11 protein-coding genes are annotated in these 16,492 nt (G+C 47.1%); 8 read left to right on the top strand and 3 right to left on the bottom strand.

Going from position 1 to position 16,492, the window contains the following annotated elements:
* The first annotated feature begins 12 nt into the window (after positions 1-12).
* Positions 13-891, top strand: coding sequence for a LysR family transcriptional regulator (locus tag R4537_RS12385; protein ID WP_071178249.1), 879 nt, complete (start codon positions 13-15; stop codon positions 889-891).
* A 301-nt stretch (positions 892-1,192) separates the two neighbouring features.
* A complete protein-coding gene (locus R4537_RS12380) occupies positions 1,193-5,761 on the top strand; it encodes an SslE/AcfD family lipoprotein zinc metalloprotease (RefSeq protein WP_071178248.1) in 4,569 nt (1,522 codons plus the stop codon).
* Positions 5,762-5,854: 93 nt separating this feature from the next.
* Here R4537_RS12380 and R4537_RS12375 read toward each other — a convergent pair whose 3' ends face one another.
* Positions 5,855-6,295 (bottom strand): YkgB family protein, encoded by a 441-nt coding sequence (locus R4537_RS12375; RefSeq protein WP_001959968.1) that lies wholly within the window; start codon positions 6,293-6,295, stop codon positions 5,855-5,857.
* A 446-nt stretch (positions 6,296-6,741) separates the two neighbouring features.
* Between R4537_RS12375 and katE1 the strand changes: the two genes are divergently transcribed.
* The 3 genes from katE1 (at position 6,742) to sodC (ending at position 9,438) form a co-directional block, all read left to right on the top strand.
* Positions 6,742-8,253: a catalase KatE1 gene (gene katE1, locus R4537_RS12370; RefSeq protein ID WP_000551118.1), complete on the top strand. Its 1,512-nt coding sequence runs from the start codon at positions 6,742-6,744 to the stop codon at positions 8,251-8,253.
* Positions 8,254-8,346: 93 nt separating this feature from the next.
* The gene (locus tag R4537_RS12365) at positions 8,347-8,883 is read left to right on the top strand and encodes an ankyrin repeat domain-containing protein (RefSeq protein WP_071178247.1); all 537 of its coding nucleotides are present in this window, start codon (positions 8,347-8,349) and stop codon (positions 8,881-8,883) included.
* A 39-nt stretch (positions 8,884-8,922) separates the two neighbouring features.
* A complete protein-coding gene (gene sodC, locus R4537_RS12360; protein WP_071178246.1) occupies positions 8,923-9,438 on the top strand; it encodes a superoxide dismutase family protein in 516 nt (171 codons plus the stop codon).
* A 44-nt stretch (positions 9,439-9,482) separates the two neighbouring features.
* Here sodC and R4537_RS12355 read toward each other — a convergent pair whose 3' ends face one another.
* Positions 9,483-11,999 carry a YbcC family protein gene (locus R4537_RS12355; RefSeq protein WP_071178245.1) on the bottom strand — a complete coding sequence of 839 codons (2,517 nt, stop codon included), beginning with the start codon at positions 11,997-11,999 and terminating at the stop codon, positions 9,483-9,485.
* Complete coding sequence (locus R4537_RS12350; protein WP_071178244.1) at positions 11,996-13,546, bottom strand: NADH-quinone oxidoreductase subunit L; 1,551 nt, start codon at positions 13,544-13,546, stop codon at positions 11,996-11,998. Before R4537_RS12350 ends, R4537_RS12355 begins: the two co-directional genes overlap by 4 nt.
* 118 nt (positions 13,547-13,664) lie before the next feature.
* Here R4537_RS12350 and R4537_RS12345 point away from each other — a divergent pair, with 118 nt between their 5' ends.
* The 3 genes from R4537_RS12345 (at position 13,665) to almF (ending at position 16,491) form a co-directional block, all read left to right on the top strand.
* Positions 13,665-14,537 carry a LysR family transcriptional regulator gene (locus R4537_RS12345; protein ID WP_001216247.1) on the top strand — a complete coding sequence of 291 codons (873 nt, stop codon included), beginning with the start codon at positions 13,665-13,667 and terminating at the stop codon, positions 14,535-14,537.
* Between the two features lie 63 nt (positions 14,538-14,600).
* On the top strand, positions 14,601-16,271 hold the full coding sequence (almE, locus tag R4537_RS12340; RefSeq protein ID WP_071178243.1) for a lipid A modification system glycine--protein ligase AlmE: 1,671 nt from the start codon (positions 14,601-14,603) through the stop codon (positions 16,269-16,271).
* Entirely contained in the window at positions 16,255-16,491 is a 237-nt protein-coding gene (almF, locus tag R4537_RS12335) for a lipid A modification system glycine carrier protein AlmF (RefSeq protein ID WP_000806242.1), read from the top strand. The genes almE and almF overlap by 17 nt, the downstream gene beginning before the upstream one ends.
* The last annotated feature ends 1 nt before the right edge of the window (position 16,492 follow it).

Raw genomic sequence — 16,492 nt, 5'->3', positions numbered from 1 at the left:
TATGGGTGGTTGATGGAATTTCGTTACATGAAGTACTTTGCGGCCGTCGCAGAGGCAAAACATTTCACGCGTGCGGCGCAGCAACTTGGCATAGCCCAGCCACCTTTAAGTCAGCAAATCAAAAAGTTAGAAGAAGAGCTTGGCGTCAATCTTTTCAAACGATTATCACGAGGCGTTGAGTTGACGCCCGCCGGTGAGCTTTTTTATCAGGATGCGACCAGCATTCTCCAACAAGTTGAACGAGCCAAAGATCGAGTTAGACAAAGGGCAAGGGGAGAGCATCTTGAACTGCGTTTAGGCTTTGCTGCCTCAACCGCCAGCAGTTCTGTGGTATTAGAAAAAGTGCGCCAACTGCATGAAACGATTCCAGATCTACAATTGATCGCCGTAGAACATCCGATGCCAGAGTTGGCTAGAATGATCCAAGAAAAACAGTTGGATATCGCATTTATGCGTTTGCCTTGTTATGCCAGTGAAGCGCTACGGCGAAAGATATTATTTGATGACCCATTTGTGGCGGTGATCCCCGCCGTGCATACGTTAGCGGAAGTGGAAAAGATTCAGCTCATCCAGCTTAACCATGAAAATGTATTGATGTTTCCAAGAGAGGTCGGGCCGGCCCTGTACGACAATATTGAAGCCGCATTCAGCGCAGCCGGAGTCAATATCGCGCGATCGTATGCTGCGCCACAGTTAAGAACGGCAATTACTATGGCGCAAGCTGGGTTTGGTATTGCGATCGTTCCTTTATCGCTCACAGAGCATCTTGACCATTCGGTGGTGGTGAAGAAGATTCAAGATATGCCGTTTGTCAGTCAGGTTGCTATCGTTTCCGATGCCGGACATCACCACCCCTTACTCAATCGCTGCATTGCGTGTATGGGGGAATGAATTCGCTTAATTGTACATCGCGATTCATTTAATACTTACCTGCAATTCCAAGTCATTGAGGATGTTCTTATTCTATTTTTTATTTATAGAATGTGCATCGATGTAAATTGTTTTTAAATTATTAATTATTTGCGCTTATCAATAATAAATCGGTATGAAATAAATAAATCCATTCTGTGTTATCTTGCTACTTTACCATTGTGGGAAAAGTCCTATACCGTATCGATTGACATAATAGACTTAAAGATTAAATATTTCTTATTGTAATTTTGGTAAATTTAAATACATAAGAATGATAAATATGAAAATAAAATTAACCGCTATTATGGTTGCTCTAGCAATTGCTGGTTGTAATCATGATTCGATTCCTAATCCATCCGATACTATTAAGCCTGATATTCCTAATATTGGTGAAGGTGATTCAGTTACGGGGGGGGAACTACCCGATATCGGAGTTGATGACCCAATAATTATTTCTCGTCTTTCTTTAGATGGTAGCTTGATGTTTGGTGAATCGGTGCAGTGTAATGATCAACCTGCCAACCAGTTTTCAGTTGAACAGAAAGATCATGTAGTGTGTACATTGGATGGTCAAACGTTAGCCACCTTTAGCTCTCCTTTCAATATTCCGAATTCACGCATGGCAGCTCGAACAAGTGGATTGGAATTACTTACACTGACGAATGCCGATGAGTACAAAGAGTCCGTATTACGTCAAAGCAACGTACAAACTTTGATCAAAAACATGGGTAATCTGCAAGGGAAAAATATTGATTTTAATTTCGAATCATCCCGTGATTCACTCACTTTTCAAAATTATCTACGAAATAATTTAGATATGCCTGCTGAAGAGTTTCGTGAACTGATTACCGAAAAAGTCAGTAACGATAACCAAGTGGACAAACAACCTTCAACCCATGTTCCTGATATTCCACCCGCGGTCACTCCGGGGACATCAAACGATTTAAACAGCGGTTTTGTTTCAGCGAATGCTGAAGAGAATTTGGTGTATAAACCAACAGAAATCATTTTAAGCCAAGGTCAATTATTGGACAGCCAAGGGCGTCCGGTAAATGGGGTTGCTTATTTCAGTAAGCACAGTCGAGGTGTGACAGGTATTAATAAAAATGGGCAAGCCACGGGAGACGGCAGCTTTGAATTTTCGTGGGGAGATACGATCAGTTTTGCGATTGACACCTTTGAGCTTGGTCATATTCGTGGCAATAAAAATGCCTTTCAATTAAATGAGTTAGGCTCTGAATGGGCAGGGAAGAATGCAGAAGCTTTAGTGTTGCGTTATGCCAATATTTCCGGCGATATAGTTTCACTTTCGGATAAAGTTACCCAAGTTTTTGCTCAATACCCGAATGTTGTGAATGAAGCCATATCATTGTCGCTCAGTAATGAAGATGTCGAGCTGGATGTCGGAGGTGGTGAAAAGCAAACGGTGCCAGGAGAGTTCCACAAGCAATTTTCCCAAGGGATCGCCGCAGAAATTGATCAAGCTTTAAACCCCAGTCGTGCATCACAAATGTGGTCAACGTTTGCGACGAAATCGGCCGTGGATCCAGAAGCGAGCCGAATTCTGGCGGACATCCAAAAACTCTGGGGCGCGACAGAGGAAGTGCAGAAACAAGGATGGAAAAAAGTGGAACGCTTCCATGTATTTCATGACAGTACCAATTTTTACGGTAGTACCGGTCATGCACGTGGACAAGCGGCAGTCAACATCGCCAATACGGCTTTCCCTGTTTTGATGGCACGAAACGATAACAACTACTGGATTGATTTTGGTAAACCGAAGGCATGGGATGCTCAAGGTTTAGCTTTCATTACAGAAGCGCCTTCGCGGGTTCAACCTGAGAAAGTTTCTGCCGAGACCGCAACGTTTAACTTGCCTTTTATTAGCGTCGGTGATCTTGGCCGAGGAAAAGTGATGGTAATCGGTAACTCGCGTTACAACAGCGTTTTAGTTTGCCCGAATGGCTTTAGTTGGAATGGTGGCGTAAACAATCAAGGCGAATGTATCGCAAGCTCTGACAGCAATGATATGGGAAATTTTTTCAGTAATGTGTTGCGTTATCTGACTGGAAAAAATTCGGCCGAACTGACGGTTGGTACGAATATTCCTTACGTCTATTTCAAGCGTCATGGACAAGTGATGGGTAGCTCAGCGCCATTTATTTTGGATACACGATTTGCTGCGCGCACAGAGACGCTGACGAGTTTTGAAGGACTAGATCCAGAAACTCTGCCTGTTGTGATCCTCAATGGTTATGAATATCGTGGATTGAGAGGGATGGGAAGTTATGATCTGCCGTTGAGTGCCGATACTGACGAGCCGAAAATGAGCCAAGACGATGTCACGAATCTGATCGACTACGTTAGTCGTGGCGGCAATGTACTGATGATGGAAACCATCATCGACCAAGCTAATGCGGGGGAGATGACGCGCTTACTCGATAGTGCTGGCATTGCTTTTGGCATGGGATCAAGTGTGATAGCGAATGGTAATGGTCCGAGTGGTGGTTACCCAGATCGCGTACGTAATCAACGTCAACATGGTATATGGGTACTTGAACGTTATGCCGCGATAGAAGGGGGGAATGGTGCAGCCCCGATCTTACCGTACACGATTAAAGAAGATGGCACGGTTGAGTGGACGTTTATTATTGAAGGTAAGCCGGATGATAAACCCAACCTAGAGGTAGCCAGTTGGCTAGAGAAAAACAGTGAAGGTTCGTTGGTTAAGCAAGTTGCTTTCATCGATGAAGCGGATCATTGGCAAAAAAATGAGCAAGGGCAGATCATCTACAACGAGAGCGGGAAGCCCGTGCTCAACGAAGCAAGTTTAGCGGCTGCCAAGCAGCGTATTCTCAATGCTTTCGTCACTTCAGATGGGAAACTGGCTTATCAAGAATGCAGTAATAGCCACTACCATTACGAAGTGAACTGTTTGGAATACCGCCCTGGCAATGGTATCCCGACGGGAGGCGGTATGCATGTCCCATTTTATACCGAGCTAAAACTGGGTGATGAAGAAGCCAAAGCGATGATCAAAGCCGCCAATCTAGGCACTAACATTGAAGCTTTGTATCAACATGAACGCTATTTCCGCACTAAAGGTAAGCAGGGTGAGCGCTTAAGCAGTGTCGATCTCAACCGCATCTATCAAAACATGACGGTTTGGCTGTGGAACGATCTCGATTATCGTTATGAAGCAGGACATGATGATGAACTAGGCTTTCAGCGCTTCACTAAGTTCTTAAACTGCTATACCAATGATGTGGCAGGCGGAAATACCCAATGCCCAACAGATTTGAAATTAGAACTGAATCAAATGGGCATGGTGTATGGTGAAGGTGAGTATTCCGGTCAAATGAACCCGAGTTACCCATTAAACTATATGGAAAAACCTCTGACTCGTTTAATGTTGGGACGCTCATTCTGGGATTTAGACATCAAAGTGGATGTACGTGCTTTTCCAGGAGAAGCCAAGGGCTCTCAAGGTCGAACAATAATCTTGGATATGCGTAACCAAACCACGGCATGGTTTGCGGGTAATCGTCAGCCAACGGGTCAATGGGCTGTAGCGCAGCAAGAGTTCAGTGTGGCCGTGTCTGGAGAAGATTCTCCTGTGACAATCACCATTGCACTGGCTGATGATTTGACTGGGCGTGAGAAGCATGAGCTTGGCTTAAAGCGTCCACCAAGAATGACCAAATCCTTCGTGATTGGTGGTGGAAACGCCGCGAGTCATGATTTTACTGTGCCTTATGGCGGTTTGATTTATGCCCAAGGAGGGAACAGTGAGCAAGTGACACTGACTTTCACTGGAACGATTGATGCCCCATTGTATAAAGAGGGTAAGTGGGAAAATGGGCTAGATTCCCCATCACCAATCGGTGAAGTGGTTTCCAACAGTTTTGTGTTTACTGCGCCAAAAGAGAACTTACATGCTTCTGGCTACACTGGCGGCATTGCTCAATTTGCCCAAGATTTGGATCGGTTCGCTCTTGATCTCAACGATTTCTATGCGCGTGACGAAGGAGTCGATGGACTGCGCAACCGAAAAGCCACCAGTGAAAGTAATCCGAACAATCGTCATCACTTTGTCAACGATGTGGCGATCAGTATTGGTGCTGCGCACTCTGGCTATCCAGTAATGAATGCCAGTTTTAATGCCACAAGCAAAAGCCTCAATACCAATCCACTAAATAGTTGGTTATTGTGGCATGAAGTAGGGCATAACGCGGCCGAAGCGCCATTCAACGTTGATGGTGCTACGGAGGTAGTCAACAACTTATTGGCGCTTTACATGCAAGATCGTCACATAGGAAAGATGGCTCGTGTTGAACAAGACATTCGTATTGCTCCCGAATTCGTGAGTATGGAGCGCGGCCACGCATGGGGTGCGGGCGGTGCGGGTGAGCGTTTGGTGATGTTCGCTCAACTTAAAGAGTGGGCTGAGACGGAGTTCCAAATTGAACGCTGGTATTCAGATGAACTACCGACTTACTACAGCCAAGAAGATGGAGTGAAAGGTTGGAACCTGTTTAAACTGATGCACCGTTTAACCCGTAATGCAGACGATGGCGTAATGACACTGAAAGGAGAAAACTTATGCCAACCTTCTGGGTTGGGTAAAAGTGATCAACTGATGCTTTGTGCTTCTTATGCCGCACAAACCGATCTCACCGAGTTTTTCCAAACGTGGAATCCGGGTAGCAAAGCGTTTATCTATCCCAATGATCCAAAACCCTACTATGAAGGTGGGGTGACCGAGGCAGGGGTGAGTCTAGTTAAAGCACAAAACTACCCTAAACCGAGCCGAGATCCGTTAAACATTAATCAGATTAGCCAGAAATAGGTTGAGTGAATAAAAATAGAGCGTCAATCGACGCTCTATTTTTTTATAGATAGGCTTACATCAACACTTGGACAATGAATATTGACTTAATGACTACACTTTATTTTTCTCAATAACGTGAATCGCCACTGCTAAAAAGAGAATATCTTTCAATAAAAAGAAGTTTGGAACCAAAATCCCATCCGATACCTTCCAAGTATCAGGCGTTGTGATCAGAAAACTTAAAGTGCTAATAAAAATCACCACGCTCGCAATGCCAGAGTAATAAGCTACTTTAGAAGAGCGTAATCCAATCAATAAACCAATCCCTACTATTATTTCTGTCGCACCAATTAGGTTAGAAACCGCTTGTACGGAGAGAAATTGGTAAGTCCAGCCCATCAAGGGGTGGTTAAGTACCAAAGGCTCGATTAATTTGGCTTCGGTGGGGGTAAATTTGTAAATCCCCAACCAAATCAAGATCAGTGATACCCCCAACACACCGATAAGATAGCCGTATTGAGTTGTTAGGTTGTGCGTTTTCGAGTCGTGCATGAAAGCTCCTTTAAACAGATATACAAAGAATTATTGAGCAAAAATGAGTTCACATTTGCTGGTTCAAAGGAGATGACCTGAGAGGTTGAAAAATTCATTCACGCTTTTATATCGTATTTGGACATGAGTTATAACCAGTTTAAAAAACAGCCGACATGCTTAAAAAATGCCCGATAATAGAGAGCTAATTTAACTATCTCTAATAAATAATTCTGTGAACCAATATCACAAATATTGGCTTAAAATAATGCCGGTTGATAAGTAAAAATATGAGAAGTCATCTAAAACTTTCGTTTAAATCGATTTTCTCTATTAAATTCATCGTTATTTCCCATTTAGTGAAAAGGGTTATTTACCCTTATATTCTCGCTGGGCAGAAAAGAGCTTTTGATTTCTTCATTCTCCGCAACGTCGGTCAGAATGGCAGGTCGCATTGGAGAGCAACCATGCATATGTCAAAAAGCTTTTTAATTATTTCAATGGGTTTTGTGGCGGTATCCGTACAGGCACAAACTCTTACGCGAGACAACGGTGCGCCAGTTGGCGATAACCAAAACTCCATCACGGCAGGTGAGCATGGCAGTGTATTGCTGCAAGATGTTCATCTGATACAAAAATTGCAGCGTTTTGCCAGAGAACGTATTCCTGAGCGGGTAGTGCATGCCAGAGGAACCGGCGCACATGGTGAGTTTGTCGCATCCGGTGATTTTAGTGATCTGACACTCTCAGCGCCGTTTACCAGCAAAGGCAAAATCACGCCGGTATTTGTGCGTTTTTCAACGGTGATTCACTCAAAAGGTTCGCCAGAAACGCTGCGCGATCCGCGAGGTTTTGCGACCAAATTTTATACCGAACAAGGCAACTGGGATTTGGTAGGGAACAACCTGCCTGTGTTCTTCATTCGTGATTCGATCAAGTTTCCGGATATGGTTCACTCGCTGAAACCATCACCCGTCACCAATCTTCAGGATCCGAATCGCTTTTTTGATTTTTTCAGTCATGAGCCAGGGTCTACACATATGTTGACTTGGGTGTATACCAACTTAGGTACACCAGCAAGCTATCGAACCATGGATGGTTTTGGCGTTCATGCTTATAAATGGATCAATCAAAAAGGCGATGTGAACTACGTGAAATTCCATTGGAAAAGCCTGCAAGGAATTGAAAGTTTGCGCCCTGATGAGGTCGTCAAAGTTCAAGGACAGGACTTTAACCATTTAACGAATGATCTCTACACACAAATTAACGCGGGTAATCACCCCAAATGGGATCTTTATGTACAGGTGTTGACACCAGAACAACTGAGCAAACTGGATTACAACGGCTTAGACGCCACCAAGGTATGGTTGGATGTGCCGGAGAAGAAAGTCGGTACGATGACCTTGAACAAAGTACCTGACAACTTCTTTTTGGAAACCGAACAGTCGGCATTTGCGCCATCAAACCTAATTCCTGGTATTGAGCCATCGGAAGACCGTCTGTTGCAGGGGCGTTTATTTGCGTATGCCGATACACAGCTTTATCGCTTAGGTGCCAATTTGTTCCAACTGCCAATTAACCGCCCGTTGGTTGAGGTGAACAGCCATAACCAAGAGGGCGCGAGTAACAGTGCACAAACGGCTTCAGACATTAACTACCAACCCAGTCGTAAGCTTGAATTGAAAGAGGACCCTCAATTTAAAGCGGTACAAACGCAGTTGGTTGGAAGCGTTCAGCAAAAAGCGATCAGCAATCCGCGTAACTTTTATCAAGCAGGTGTGCTCTATCGCAGCTTAAATGAACAGGACAAACAAGACCTTATCACCAACTTGGCGGGCGACTTAAACAAAGTCACTGACAAAGAGATCAAAGCTACTATGGTCAGCCATTTCTACCGAGCGGATAAGGATTACGGCACTCGCTTAGCCCGTGCGACCAATACCGACTTGAAACAGGTGGCAAAACTGGCCGCGATGTAACCGATAAAAATTTGCCCCGCAAGAGATAAATCCGCTCTTTTCTGCCCAGAAAATAGGGCTCTTGTGGGGCATTCACTATGGCAAAGGAGAGGAATGATGAAATGGCTATGGCAGCTCGTTTTAATCGGCTTATTAGTACTATTCCCTTTTAGACTCAGTGTTGCGGCTTCGGAGCCGTCTTTTACTGCACGGTCAGATACAAGCCAAGAGTATCAGTCTCTGATCTCACTCTTTTTCGCAGCAGCAAGGACAGGGAATGACGAAGTTGTGAATGAATTTCTCTCCGCTGGATTTCCGATTAATCAACGAAATGCAGAGAGCTATACCGCATTAATGGTTGCTGCCTACCAAGGCAACGCACAAACCGTGGAACTTTTACTACGCTTTGGAGCGAATGCTTGTTTGCAAGATAAACGTGGTAATACTGCTTTAATGGGAGCTCTACTGAAGCGGGAAATCCAAATCGCGAGAGCTTTATACCAAGCAGAGTGTGCGGATAACCTTCGCAATAAAGCGGGACTCTCGGTGCAAGAATTTGCTGAGTTGTACGGTCAATCTGAGACGTTGAAAGCGCTGCATCAAGAAAAATTGGCTGTGTCGTCTTCCACTCAATCACGACCTCTCAACTAACTGTGTCTTACTCTCAAACCCTCAATAAGGATATCCATCATGAATCAATTTACTTTGTTTGCGGTCGCCGCGTTTTTCTCTTCTTCGGTTTTGGCTCAAGAAATGACCGTGGTGATGACGGATTTGAGTTCTGGCCAATCCGTGGGCACCGTTACCTTAACTGATAGCGAGTATGGTACGGTCTTTACTCCGCAGTTAGCTGGCTTGCCAGCCGGTTTGCACGGTTTTCATGTACACGCGAATGGCTCATGTGAAACCTCGTCCAAAGATGGCAAAACCGTATTAGGTGGCGCTGCGGGTGGGCATTATGATCCGCAAAATACGGGAAAACACGGCTATCCGTGGACCAACGACAATCACTTGGGCGATCTCCCAGCTTTGTACGTGGATGCGCAAGGCCAAGCAAATCAACCCGTTTTGGCATCCCGCTTCAAAATGGCAGAGGTAAAAGGTAAAGCTTTGATGGTCCACGCGGGCGGGGATAACCATTCCGACCATCCAATGCCTTTGGGTGGCGGTGGTGCGCGCATCGTATGTGGTGTGATTGGTTTATAAAACGCTTTAAATATTGTTGGCCATCCTAGATGGCCAACAATATTTTATCTCGCACTGGAATCTGAGCTGGGCTGAGTGATGCGTTGCCAAGTGCCTTGGCGATACATCTCAATCCCTTGATCAGCAAAACGGGCCAGATAGAGCCATTCATGCTTAACCAAATGTTCAACCACGCGGTGTGAAGCCATCACTTGCTCAATCCGTTCGCGTGGTGCATCAATCACCACAGTGAGGCGTAAGGCTTCATGTCGCCACCCTTGGCCATCATGTAGCGATTGCAGGGCTAAGCCACAGCGCAGATCGCCTCCGTTGCCTTCAAAAAGACCGATATTTCCTCCCACCACATTATGCAAGGTTTTATTGCCACTGCCGAAACGGCGATTATCGACGGTGGAGGCAAAATACTGCATGTTAATCCAGTGTGTGACCAACATCGGGGCCGTCATAATTTGTGTCAGTAATTGCCCTTCGGGATCGCGCTCCGGTTGGTATTCATGCAAAAACACTCGGCCATCGAGTTTCGCCTGCTTTGAACGTTGCCGCGGTGCAATGATAAAAGCGGCATTGTTGGTCAGACCCCACTCAGGGCGAGTTTGCGCCCAATCATGGGCTCGACGCAGAAACGCTTGCTCCAACTGCTGGGCAGATAGGGCGTTGTCCTTGCTTGGAGGCGCTTGGTGGTTGTGATTCAGTTCAAGACTTGGCGCGCGTTCTTGACGTGCGCCATGGCTGGCGGCCGTGAGCTGCTGCTCAAGTTGTTCTAGCGCTTCGCGATGGCTTATTGGGATCTCATGGCGATCAAAAAGCGTCATCGCTTCTGTCGTGGTGTTGTGTAGCGCCGCGATAAAGTAGACGTCATCGCGCAGCGAAATTCCATATTCAGGCAACGCTTGGCGCACCGCCTGATCATTTAGCAATGCTGCTAATGTGCGAGCGTTGACTTCACCGCTTTGACCGCAGCAGGCTCCACAATCCAGCCCTGCACGCTGCGGATTATTTTGCGTCTGTGAGCCGTGCCCCACGAGTAGCACCAAGCGTGCTTGCTCGGTGGCGATCCCCAACGCTCTTAGAATGTTGGCCGCCATTTGAGCACGCTGCGCTAACGTCTGTGGATCGCGCGTGAATTGCGGTTTGACACTCTGCCACTCATGTTCCGTAAAGGCGAAACGCTCCACCGATGCGCTTGATGCAGGGTAGGATAAGGTGCGTTTAAGGAGCTTGGTTAAATAAGCCAACCCTGTGGTTTCCACCAGAGTAAACGTTGAGGCGGGGAGGTGATGAAACGCTCGCCAGCTAAAGTGTCGCTTGAGTCGAGCACGGCGACGCAAGGCCAATTTCGCGTCTTGATCTTCATCCCCTGTGCTGTCAGAGACGATCAAGCTCGGCGCTAATAAGCCCGGTAACTGTGGGCGGCTTGCTTCGGTGCCCAATAACTGATAGCGGATCGGTAAGCCAAAAAAGCCTGCGAAGCCAAGGGTTTGAATATGGGGTGATTGCGCTTCTAAGTGGCGGCGAATGACTTCTGAACGCACATCGATACAAAAAGCCGCTTGCACCTCGGGATAACTTGATTGGGGAGCCGACTCTTGTACTGATGTCAGCGCAGCAAAGAGCTGGCGCTGATAGGCGATTTCCGCACTGCGTTGCCACAGTAGCGCAATGCGTAGTGGGCGATCCTCCTCGCACGATTGGCGCGGTGCCCAAGATTGCTGCCACTGTAGCCACACAGAGCCCATACCGCGCTCACCATCATCAAGTAAGTTCTCCCAGCAGAGACGAATCGCCAACAGATCGCGAAGGTGCTCATCGTGCCGACCCTCAAACCCTGCCTGCCATGCGAGATAAGCACACCAGGATGCCCAGCCACTGATGCGCATTAACACGGCTTGTAAATACGTTTCTTGTTGCGCAGGGGCAATAGCGAGTTGCGCTAGAGTTTGCTCGATGGCGGCCATGGCATCCTCGGGAAGCTTGGTAGCTTTTTGTTTTACGCTTGTCACGTTGAGCAGCAGCGTAATGCTGCGATCGTGGATCATCGCCTCACGCCAAGTGGCAAAGAGTCCGGTTTGCTGATCTGGGCTCCAATCGGCTTGATGATGGTCAAAATAGGCGGCGCAAAATTGCGAAATTTGATGGGTGATAGCGTCATTCCATGCGGGATGATGCTCAAGAGCACGCCGGCTATCGACGGTGTCGCACAGCAATGGCCAAGGATGACTCGGCGCTGTGGGCTGTTGTAAAGCGGCAATCAAGGTAGATTCGCTAAGGTCACTGTTTTGTTCAGCGATGGCTTGTTGCAAATCCGCTGATTGGATTTGCTGGTTTTGCCAACGAAGGTGGTAATCACTGAGCGTCATGGTCATGGGGGAGGCGGCCAATTGCTTGAGCTCGGCGGCGGCTTGTGCAAAGGGCTTATCAATCCGTTTCCAATAAGGGCTCACCGCAATCATGCGATCCAGCGGCCAGTTAGGAGCAATCAAGGCGCAGACTTGTTCGACAAGTGTCGATAATGCTGGGTTAGCGGCGGTGCTTAAAGCTGAGAGTGAACGTGGCGCATTCATACGCGTTCTCCTGTCGTCGGTTGCGCTTGAGTTGATGAAAGAGCGGTAGGCAGAGTTAATTGCACGGGCCAATATTTGAAGGTCAGGCGCGTAAAAGTCTCATCAAGATAAAAACCATGGTAAACCCAAGGATAGAGCCACAGTGATAAACGGCTTTTGGGGTAGAGGCAGAGCAGCACTTGCATCAGATACAAAGTGATAAAACAGAACATCACAAAGCTCAGCGCGAGTGGGCTAGCGGGGCGCAGCTCGGGTGCTAAACCCGCAAACAGCAGATGCCACACGAAATAGAGTTGGGTGAGTAGGGCAACCCGCAGCACACCGAGGCTCAAGCCACTTGGTGTAAAACGTCCACTTTGCCAAAGTAGCGGAGCAAAACCTAAGGCGAGAATCGCGACCACCGCATTGGGTAGATGCAAATTGGGTGTTAAGGATTGCCATAAATGGTGCAGTATCAGGATAAGCGCTGCGCTGAGCCCTACCGCGAGCAAAGCCCCCACGGCTTTACCATTGACACTTTGTGGGGCTTGAAAATCATGCAGACGTGCTCGCTCCACCGCTTCGCCAGAACTTAGGAAGGCATAAGCTTTATAAAGTGAATGTGCCACCAAATGGAGCAGGGCGAGCTCATATAAGCCTAAGCCGATTTCCATCAGCATAAAGCCCATTTGCGCGCACGTTGACCAAGCTAAACGCACTTTAATGCTGATCCGAGTCAGCATGACCATGCCAGCGAGCACCGCAGTGAGGCTACCGACGATCACCAGCAACCATTGCGCCGAAGGAGCAAGCCCAATCAGTTCTGCGACGCGCAGCAGAACGAATCCCCCCATGTTAACCACACCCGCATGCAATAACGCCGAGACTGGCGTTGGCGCTTCCATCACCTGAATCAGCCAGCCGTGCAGAGGTAACTGAGCGGTTTTTAAGATAGCAGCGAAGGCGAGTAACAACGCAGCCCCAGTTAAGCTAAGTGGCAGCGAATCCTGCGCGTTTAACGCGAAGTGAATCTCTTGTAGCGACAAGCCACCGACATCGAGATAGATCAAACCGAGCGCTAACAACAAACAGATTTCGGCAAAACGGCTGACTAAGAATTTTTTGTGTGCCACCACGCGTGCGGCTTTGCGCTCTGGGTAAAAGGTCAGCAGACGATGTAGGCCAACGCTGGTTCCGCTCCACGCCAGCACGATCACAAGCAGATGCTGACTGGTGACCAACAAGGCTACGCAGCTTAGGGTAAACAGCGTGGCGGTGACAAAACGCGCTTGCTGCGCTTCGCCTTGCAGATAACGATGGGCGAAGCGGGTTATCACCCAGCCTAGGAGCGAGACGAGTAGCGCCATCACGACGCCTAATCCATCGACAGGGACTAGGTTGATGCTCGCTTGCCCTATCGCAAAAAGGGTATTTCCAAGCATGGCGATGAAGCCAGCGAGAGTGGCGAACTTGGCGATACGCCACTGCTGTTGAGGTAACCATAAGCTCAAGACAAGGCCACCAAGATACAAACTAACAAGGAGCCACTGGGGTGACAGTTCCGACATGGGTCGGCCTCCTGATTGAAAAATAAGATGTTATCGGTGGCGCTATTGTGGTTGCGAAGGAATGAGTAAGTAAAATATATTGTTATTAACAAAACGTTCTATAAAAGAGAACAAAGCGATGCGACATCTGAATTTTCACCATTTACATTACTTCTGGACTGTGGCTAAAGAGGGGCATCTCACTCGTGCTGCGCAGCAACTCAATGTGTCACAATCGGCGCTTTCTTCACAAATTCGTCAGTTAGAAGGTCAATTGGGGCATGATCTGTTTGTGCGCCAAGGGCGCAGTTTGCAACTCACTGAAGTTGGGCATTTGGTTCTGGAATATGCCGAAAGCATATTTAACTTGAGCGGTGAGCTGCTTTCGATCATGGAAAGCGGTGAATTACAACGAGTACAGCAATTAAGGATTGGCTCGGTGGCGACCTTATCGCGAAACTTTCAGGAAAACTTTTTACGTCCTGTGCTCGGTAAATCGGATGTGCGGCTTATCTTGTCTTCCTCTACCTTGGAAGATCTTCTAGGTCAGTTACAAATGCATAAGCTCGACCTGATCCTTTCCAATCGTCCGGTACCGAGTGACTCAACGCAGCCTTGGCGTTGTAAGCGCATTGCACAGCAAAGTGTCTGCCTTGTCGGACCGCCGAGCGATACTTTGCGCCGTTATCAATTTCCGCAGGATTTACCTAAAGTGAAAACCTTGGTGCCGGGGTCAAGCAGTGAAATTCGGCTGCAATTTGATCTGTATTGTGAACAGTTAGGGTTAGCGGTAACGCCCTATGCGGAAGTCGATGATATGGCGATGTTGCGTCTATTGGCGCGCGATGTGGAAGGCGTCACTGTGGTGCCCGAGGTCGTGGTACAAGATGAAATTGAAACAGGACGGCTGTGCAATTACGGAACACTGGACGCGGTGACCGAAAGCTTTTACGCGATCACCACGAAACGCCATTTTGATATGTCTATTGTCAATCGGTTGCTCGACAACTAGTTGCGATTATGGGTTGTAGACTTTCGCGCCATAGAAAGGAGGCCGGGCGCTCGGTAGCTGACAATGCCATACAATTCTGCGACAGATTTGTTACAGAGAGAGGGTTATGGTGTCGTGCATAACCAATTTATCAATAAAATGGCGATGTACTGCGAGACAAGACACTCTATTTTGGCGGCCATTCAGGCTAACCGACATGCCCCTGCATTATGGGTTAAACAGAATACCTACACCTATCAAGAGATGACCGATATAGCACTCTCATTGAGTGACTATTGGCATTTACAGGGCGTGCAGCGAGTTGCGATCCTTTCGGTGCGCGATCTCGCGGCTTATTCTGCGATTTGGGCGAGCTATTTGGGCTGTATGACTTATATTCCGCTCAATGCGCGAGCAACAACAGAACAGATCCAAGAGACGCTGATCGCGACACAATGTGATTCCATCATGGTAGACGCGCAGCAATTGAGTCGTTTGTCCTCCTTACTTGAGACTTGCATAGACCGATTACACATTTATGCGCTGCCTGATGTGGATATGGAACCGTTACGTCAGCAATATCCTCAGCACACTTTTCACACAGTGCAAATAACCGAACAAGATGTGGAATTACTGGTAGCGAAATACCATTTAGATAATGAACATGAGTACGCTTATATCATGCAAACCTCAGGTTCGACTGGTAAGCCCAAACGTATTGCGGTCAGTTACAGTAATTTGCATAGCTATATCAGCCAAATTGACAAACTATTTCCACTCAATGCGCAAGATCGAGTGGGACAATATTCTGATTTGACTTTTGATCTTTCGGTACATGATATTTTTTACAGTTTGATCTCTGGTGCTTGTTTATATGTTGTGCCTGAATTAGCGAAATTAAGTCCAGTGGAATTTATTCGTCACCATCAATTAACGGTATGGCTTTCTGTGCCTACTGTTATTGAGTTGGCCCTACAAAGACAAACCTTAACGCAACACAGTTTACCTTCTCTGCGACTGAGTTTTTTCTGCGGACAAGCCTTGCTGCATGATTTAGCCGAACAATGGCAACAGGCCACCCAGCAGCCGGTGATCAATCTGTATGGTCCAACAGAGTGCACGATTGCCATTACCTATCATCGATTTGTCGCCCATTCAGGTATGGCATCGGTGCCGATTGGCCGTGCTTTTGAAGAGGAGTGTTTAGCTATCATCAACGAACAAGGTGAGTTGATGCGCTTTGAATCTGCACCCGAGGGGTATCGCGGAGAATTACTTCTGTCGGGCAAACAGTTAGTCAATGGTTATCTGAATGATCCGCTGAATACGCAAAGTGCCTTTTTCCAGCACGAAGGGCGTATTTGGTATCGTTCAGGTGACATTGTCACTAAATCACATGGCGTGTTGATTCATCTTGGGCGTCGCGATCACCAAGTGAAAATTGCCGGACAACGGGTGGAATTAGAAGAGATTGAAACCGTTGTTCGCCGCGTGACTCAAGCGCACAGCGTGGCGATAGTGCCTTGGCCTTTAAGTGAGTCGGGCTATGCCAGCGGCACGGTGGCGTTTGTGGATACCCATACCCAATGGCAACCAGATCTGTGGTTGAGCCAATGCAAACAACAATTAAATCCAACTTTTGTGCCTAAGCGTTGGTATGCCATTGAACAATTACCAAGAAATGCCAATGGCAAAACCGATATTAAAGCTTTACAACAACAATTAGCGAGTCAGACATATGAAACAAGCCATTGAAAATATTCTTATTGAGCGATTACAAACCAGTATTGAGGGTATTTCATCGATACTCACCAATAAATTTTTCGATGAGTTTGATTCCTTCTCTTTCATCGATATTGTCGCCAAAGTAGAAAGCCAGTTTTCGGCACAAATTAATCTATTTGATATGCCATTAACCATGGAATCGTCAGTCAATGAAGTCATTGATTGGTTAGTGAGCGAAGTAGGGGAATAAC

The organism is Vibrio paracholerae (assembly GCF_037672085.1).
Taxonomy (GTDB): Bacteria; Pseudomonadota; Gammaproteobacteria; order Enterobacterales; family Vibrionaceae; genus Vibrio; species Vibrio cholerae.
The sequence above is the reverse complement of the archived record's forward strand: the minus strand, read 5'-3'. Positions and strand labels throughout refer to the sequence as shown.

What these genes read in the sequence shown, in the direction of transcription:
- R4537_RS12385 (WP_071178249.1), top strand. Translation starts at nt 13, where the DNA reads ATGGAATTTCGTTACATGAAGTACTTTGCGGCCGTCGCAGAGGCAAAA.
- sodC (WP_071178246.1), top strand. Translation starts at nt 8,923, where the DNA reads ATGAATCAATTTACTTTGTTTGCGGTCGCCGCGTTTTTCTCTTCTTCG.
- katE1 (WP_000551118.1), top strand. Translation starts at nt 6,742, where the DNA reads ATGCATATGTCAAAAAGCTTTTTAATTATTTCAATGGGTTTTGTGGCG.
- R4537_RS12380 (WP_071178248.1), top strand. Translation starts at nt 1,193, where the DNA reads ATGAAAATAAAATTAACCGCTATTATGGTTGCTCTAGCAATTGCTGGT.
- almF (WP_000806242.1), top strand. Translation starts at nt 16,255, where the DNA reads ATGAAACAAGCCATTGAAAATATTCTTATTGAGCGATTACAAACCAGT.
- R4537_RS12365 (WP_071178247.1), top strand. Translation starts at nt 8,347, where the DNA reads ATGATGAAATGGCTATGGCAGCTCGTTTTAATCGGCTTATTAGTACTA.
- R4537_RS12350 (WP_071178244.1), bottom strand. Translation starts at nt 13,546, where the DNA reads ATGTCGGAACTGTCACCCCAGTGGCTCCTTGTTAGTTTGTATCTTGGT.
- R4537_RS12345 (WP_001216247.1), top strand. Translation starts at nt 13,665, where the DNA reads ATGCGACATCTGAATTTTCACCATTTACATTACTTCTGGACTGTGGCT.
- almE (WP_071178243.1), top strand. Translation starts at nt 14,601, where the DNA reads ATGCCATACAATTCTGCGACAGATTTGTTACAGAGAGAGGGTTATGGT.
- R4537_RS12375 (WP_001959968.1), bottom strand. Translation starts at nt 6,295, where the DNA reads ATGCACGACTCGAAAACGCACAACCTAACAACTCAATACGGCTATCTT.
- R4537_RS12355 (WP_071178245.1), bottom strand. Translation starts at nt 11,999, where the DNA reads ATGAATGCGCCACGTTCACTCTCAGCTTTAAGCACCGCCGCTAACCCA.